The following is a 4,643-nucleotide window of genomic DNA, read 5'->3' as shown; positions in this document are numbered from 1 at the left end:
AACGAATGACCGATTTCTGTCCCAGCCTCTTTTTTACTTCTCAAAAACTACCTCTTGATGGGCAAAACGTGCCACTTACTGAAAAGCCCTTGTTTTGTTTTCAACAGCTGTTATAATGGTACTATCAAAATGTTGGGAAAGGAGTTTTATGAAAGTTAGAATCGAATTGGATCCGTCCATGGATGAGCCGGAGATCTTGATTCGAGCTCCTCGCTTGACCCCGGAGTTGACCCAGCTGCAAGAGAGCATCTTCAAACAAAAGATCGTGCCCTTGGCTTTCTACAAGGATCGAAGTGAGTATTTTCTGGATGTGGCGTCCATTCTCTTTTTTGAGACGGATGGGGAGAAAATCTATGGGCATACCAGGGATGAGGCCTATGAGGTCAAGCAGAAGCTTTATGAATTGGAGGAGATACTTCCTATCGCCTTTTGTCGGATTTCCAAATCCACCATTGTCAACGCGAAACAGATCTACTCGTTGGAAAAGTCTTTTTCAGGGACCAGCACGGTCAACTTCTACCAAACCCACAAGCAGGTCCACGTATCCAGACGCTACTACCAACTCTTAAAAGAACGACTAAATGAAATGAGGTAATATCATGAGAAAAAAATTAATTGGAATCTTCTTAATCCTTTTAGCAGCCTTGGTGCTCTTACAGGGCTATTTTGTAAAATGGGACATCAGCATTTGGACTTTGGCATGGGTCACTTTGTTAGCGGTTCTCTCTCTCTCTAGTTTTTTGAAACGCCACTTTGGTTGGGGCTTCATCTATGGACTTTTAGCCCTCTTTTGTCTCAATGGGCAATACCATTTCCTTCCGGTATCCAATTCGGTGGTGATCCTTTCTTCCGTCCTAGCTGTGATCGGTCTCAATATTTTATTCAAGCCCTCTAAGAAGACAAAGGTACGTTTCGGTTCTTCTTCCACTGGTTCGATGAGCAAGGTGGATGGCAACAATATTGATGTCACTTTTTCTACAGTAACCAAGTATCTCAATGATCAACACTTTACCCATGGAAGTGCAGACGTCAGTCTCGGAGAAGCATCGGTTTATTTTGACAATTGCCGGATTGACGGACCGTCTGCCCAGTTTGATGTGGATGTTTCACTTGGAAGTCTCAGTCTTTATGTACCAAGCGATTGGCGCGTCCATGTCAATGTAGACAATTCCCTCTCAGCCATCCAACATCAGGAAAATCCAAGTACTCTCACTAGCAAGGATTTCTACATTACGGGCGATGTTTCCTTAGGAAATCTGGAAATTATCTATGTCGGTGCGAATTCGTTTTCTTAAAATAGAAAATGAAAAACTTTCTCCAAAAGCTTGCCAAGAGAGATTTTTTTTGGTAATATAGTACGGTATGTGGTGCTAGCACATCCGTTATATTAGATCTAATAGGAGGAAACACAGAAATGGCTAAAGTATGTTATTTCACAGGTCGTAAGACTGTATCAGGTAACAACCGTTCACACGCGATGAACCAAACAAAACGTGCCGTAAAACCAAACCTTCAAAAAGTAACTGTCCTTATCGATGGTAAACCTAAAAAAGTTTGGGCTTCAGCTCGTGCATTGAAATCTGGTAAAGTAGAACGCGTTTAATAAAGAAATGAGAACCTCCTTGAGGTTCTTTTCTATTCCTTCAGAGACAGCTGTTATGGCGGGGAGAATAGTCCCTACCCTTTTACAGTTGTCTTCTTTTATGGTAAAATAGAATATAAAATACTTTTGAGGTAGAAATGATGACAGTAAAAATCAATACAAAGGACGGTCAAATTGAATTGACTGATGAGGTTATCGCAACGGTTGTAGGCGGTGCCGCTACTGAGATCTTTGGTGTGGTCGGAATGGCCAGCAAAAATGCGATCAAAGATAATTTTCAAGCCCTCTTAGGGAAAGAAAACTTTTCTAAAGGTGTTGTTGTCAAAACAACAGAAGCAGGTGCTATCGCAGTTGATGTTTACACTGTTTTGAGCTATGGAACAAAGATTAGCGAAGTCTCAAAAAATATTCAAGAACGTGTGAAATTTAGTTTGGAAAATCAACTTGGAATCACTACGGATACAGTGAATGTCTATATTCAAAATATCAAAATTGTGGGAGAATGATCGTGGCTAATATTACTACAAGTTTATTTCAAGAAATGGTCCAAGCGGGGGCTACGCGCTTAAATAAACAAGCGGAATATGTAAACTCTTTGAACGTCTTTCCTGTACCAGACGGGGACACAGGGACCAATATGGGAATGACCATCGAAAATGGGGCCAAAGAAGTATCTGACCGTTCTGCTTCAACTGTTGGAGAAGCTGCAGGGATCTTTGCGAAAGGCCTCTTGATGGGAGCACGTGGGAACTCAGGGGTCATCACCTCTCAGTTGTTCCGTGGCTTTTCTCAAAGCGTCAAAGACAAGGATGAATTGGACGGAGCGGCTCTTGCGGCAGCCTTCCAGTCTGGTGTTGAAGTAGCCTATAAAGCCGTTATGAAGCCAGTTGAAGGAACTATTTTGACAGTTTCTCGTGGAGCAGCTATTGGTGCCAAGAAAAAAGCAGAATCTACCAATGATGCGGTAGAAGTTATGCGTGCGGCTCTTGAAGGTGCAAAAACAGCTCTTGCTAAGACCCCAGATATGTTGCCAGTCTTGAAAGAAGTTGGTGTCGTGGACTCTGGTGGTCAAGGTTTGGTCTTCATCTATGAAGGTTTCTTGTCAGCTCTTACAGGCGAATACAGTGCTTCTGAGGACTTTGTGGCTACTCCTGCAAATATGAGTGAAATGATCAATGCGGAGCACCACAAATCAGTCGCTGGACATGTGGCAACAGAAGACATCAAGTTTGGTTACTGTACAGAAATCATGGTTGCCTTGAAACAAGGCCCAACTTACGTTAAAGACTTTGATTATGATGAATTCCGTAACTATTTGAACAACCTTGGGGATTCCTTATTAGTGGTGAATGACGATGAGATTGTCAAAGTTCACGTCCATACAGAAGATCCAGGTCTTGTCATGCAAGAAGGTCTTAAGTACGGAAGCTTGGTCAAAGTAAAAGTTGACAACATGCGCAACCAACACGAAGCGCAAGTTGAAAAAGAAGAGCGTCAAGCCAAACCAGTTGAAGAAAAAGAATATGCGATTATTGCTGTTGCAGCAGGTGATGGCTTGGCAGATATTTTCAAGGCACAGGGCGTAGACTACATCATCTCAGGTGGTCAAACCATGAACCCATCAACGGAAGATTTCGTCAAAGCTGTTGAAGGCTTGAATGCACGCAACATCATTATCTTGCCAAACAACAAAAACATCTTGATGGCTGCTCAATCTGCAGCAGAAGTGATTGATCAACCTGCAGCAGTTGTAGAGACCAAGACAATTCCTCAAGGATTAACCAGTCTTCTTGCCTTTGATGAAAGTAAGTCTATCGAAGAAAACTATGAACGCATGAGCGCTGCATTGGCGGATGTTGTTTCTGGTAGCGTAACGACTGCTGTTCGGGATACCACTATTGATGGTCTTGAAATCCACGAAAATGATAACCTCGGTATGGTAGATGGTAAGATCGTCGTTTCAAATCCAGACATGATGGAAACCTTGGAAGAAACCTTCGCTCACATGTTGGACGAAGACAGTGAAATTGTGACCATCTATGTTGGTGAAGAGGGTAGTGAGGAAGTGGCAAACGAATTGGCCCAAAGTCTCGCAGAAAAATACGAAGACGTAGAAGTGGAAATCCACCAAGGTGGCCAACCCGTTTACCCATACTTGTTTAGTGTAGAATAAATGAACAGAAGGTTCCGAAAGGGACCTTTTTATGTGCATAAATTTTTTCCTAAATAAAGGTTTCAATTAAGAGCTTCCTACGGATGATACTTCTTCCTGCATTTGATGAGGGAGGAGAACGTGGATTTAAAGCAAAACGAAGGTTGAAAATGGGAGAAAAGTATGTGAATTTTTTCAAAAAATGAAAAGGTTGAAATGAGTGGAAAAAGGTTTGAGTGATGGAGTTTTTAGACAAGAAAGATGCGATATGTTATACTGGTATTAGTATGTGAAAGGAGAGTTATAAAAATGAAGAAATTTTTTGTAACCCTTGGGCTAGCCATTTTGGTATTGACTGGTTGTTCGCAATCCCAAACAAAGAAAACTACAGCCTCTAGCTCATCTAGCAGTTCCACTGTTAAAAAAGAACCAAAAATAGAAGAAAAAACCACAACCTTGGTCGGGGATATCCATGGGACCAAGCACCGCGATATTATTCAGTCAAAAGGAGATAAGGTTGAAAACCTTCGTATCGAAGTAACTGCAGACCTACCTCAACAGCTCGGAGCAATTGCGGCAGAAAAGTCTCCAGAAGAGCTGACAGCTGCTATTCAGGCTTTGCTAGAACAAAATGAAGACTATAAAAAGCTGAAAACAGTTCCAGGTTTTAGTTTGGAGTATAGTGTCACACCAGAGAAGAAATTACTCTCAACCAGTGTGATTGACCTCAACAAAATTGATGCTAAATCTCTCGAGCAAATTTCCTACTTCAAAGATGCCGGTCTCAATGACTTGAAGAATATGAAGGCAGATGCCTTGGTGAAGGCCTTGAAATTGCATGGCATGAAAGAAGAAGGTCAGTAAGAAGACAAAAAGAGAGTGGGACAG

At 41.9% G+C, this 4,643-nt stretch carries 6 protein-coding genes; all 6 read left to right on the top strand.

Translation table 11 applies throughout. The features are described from left to right. Positions 1-148 precede the first annotated feature (148 nt). Positions 149-595 carry a LytTR family DNA-binding domain-containing protein gene (locus BTU61_RS08185; protein WP_200773117.1) on the top strand — a complete coding sequence of 149 codons (447 nt, stop codon included), beginning with the start codon at positions 149-151 and terminating at the stop codon, positions 593-595. 4 nt (positions 596-599) lie between these two features. After that, positions 600-1,295 (top strand): LiaF transmembrane domain-containing protein, encoded by a 696-nt coding sequence (locus tag BTU61_RS08180; RefSeq protein WP_200773116.1) that lies wholly within the window; start codon positions 600-602, stop codon positions 1,293-1,295. A gap of 119 nt (positions 1,296-1,414) precedes the next feature. Further along, entirely contained in the window at positions 1,415-1,603 is a 189-nt protein-coding gene (gene rpmB / locus BTU61_RS08175) for a 50S ribosomal protein L28 (RefSeq protein WP_001140948.1), read from the top strand. Between the two features lie 140 nt (positions 1,604-1,743). Continuing rightward, positions 1,744-2,109, top strand: a complete 366-nt coding sequence (locus tag BTU61_RS08170; RefSeq protein WP_187538136.1) for an Asp23/Gls24 family envelope stress response protein — start codon at positions 1,744-1,746, stop codon at positions 2,107-2,109. Between the two features lie 2 nt (positions 2,110-2,111). After that, positions 2,112-3,776 carry a DAK2 domain-containing protein gene (locus BTU61_RS08165; RefSeq protein ID WP_200773115.1) on the top strand — a complete coding sequence of 555 codons (1,665 nt, stop codon included), beginning with the start codon at positions 2,112-2,114 and terminating at the stop codon, positions 3,774-3,776. 288 nt (positions 3,777-4,064) lie between these two features. Then, positions 4,065-4,619, top strand: a complete 555-nt coding sequence (locus BTU61_RS08160; protein ID WP_200773114.1) for an SP0191 family lipoprotein — start codon at positions 4,065-4,067, stop codon at positions 4,617-4,619. Positions 4,620-4,643: the final 24 nt, after the last annotated feature.

The organism is Streptococcus lactarius (assembly GCF_016642265.1).
GTDB classification, from domain to species: domain Bacteria; phylum Bacillota; class Bacilli; order Lactobacillales; family Streptococcaceae; genus Streptococcus; species Streptococcus lactarius.
Note: the sequence above shows the minus strand (reverse complement) of the source record. Positions and strands in the feature narration are given on the sequence as shown.

Bases quoted from the DNA above. Each gene is read 5' to 3' on its own strand.
- rpmB (WP_001140948.1), top strand. From the start codon at position 1,415: ATGGCTAAAGTATGTTATTTCACAGGTCGTAAGACTGTATCAGGTAAC.
- BTU61_RS08160 (WP_200773114.1), top strand. From the start codon at position 4,065: ATGAAGAAATTTTTTGTAACCCTTGGGCTAGCCATTTTGGTATTGACT.
- BTU61_RS08180 (WP_200773116.1), top strand. From the start codon at position 600: ATGAGAAAAAAATTAATTGGAATCTTCTTAATCCTTTTAGCAGCCTTG.
- BTU61_RS08185 (WP_200773117.1), top strand. From the start codon at position 149: ATGAAAGTTAGAATCGAATTGGATCCGTCCATGGATGAGCCGGAGATC.
- BTU61_RS08170 (WP_187538136.1), top strand. From the start codon at position 1,744: ATGACAGTAAAAATCAATACAAAGGACGGTCAAATTGAATTGACTGAT.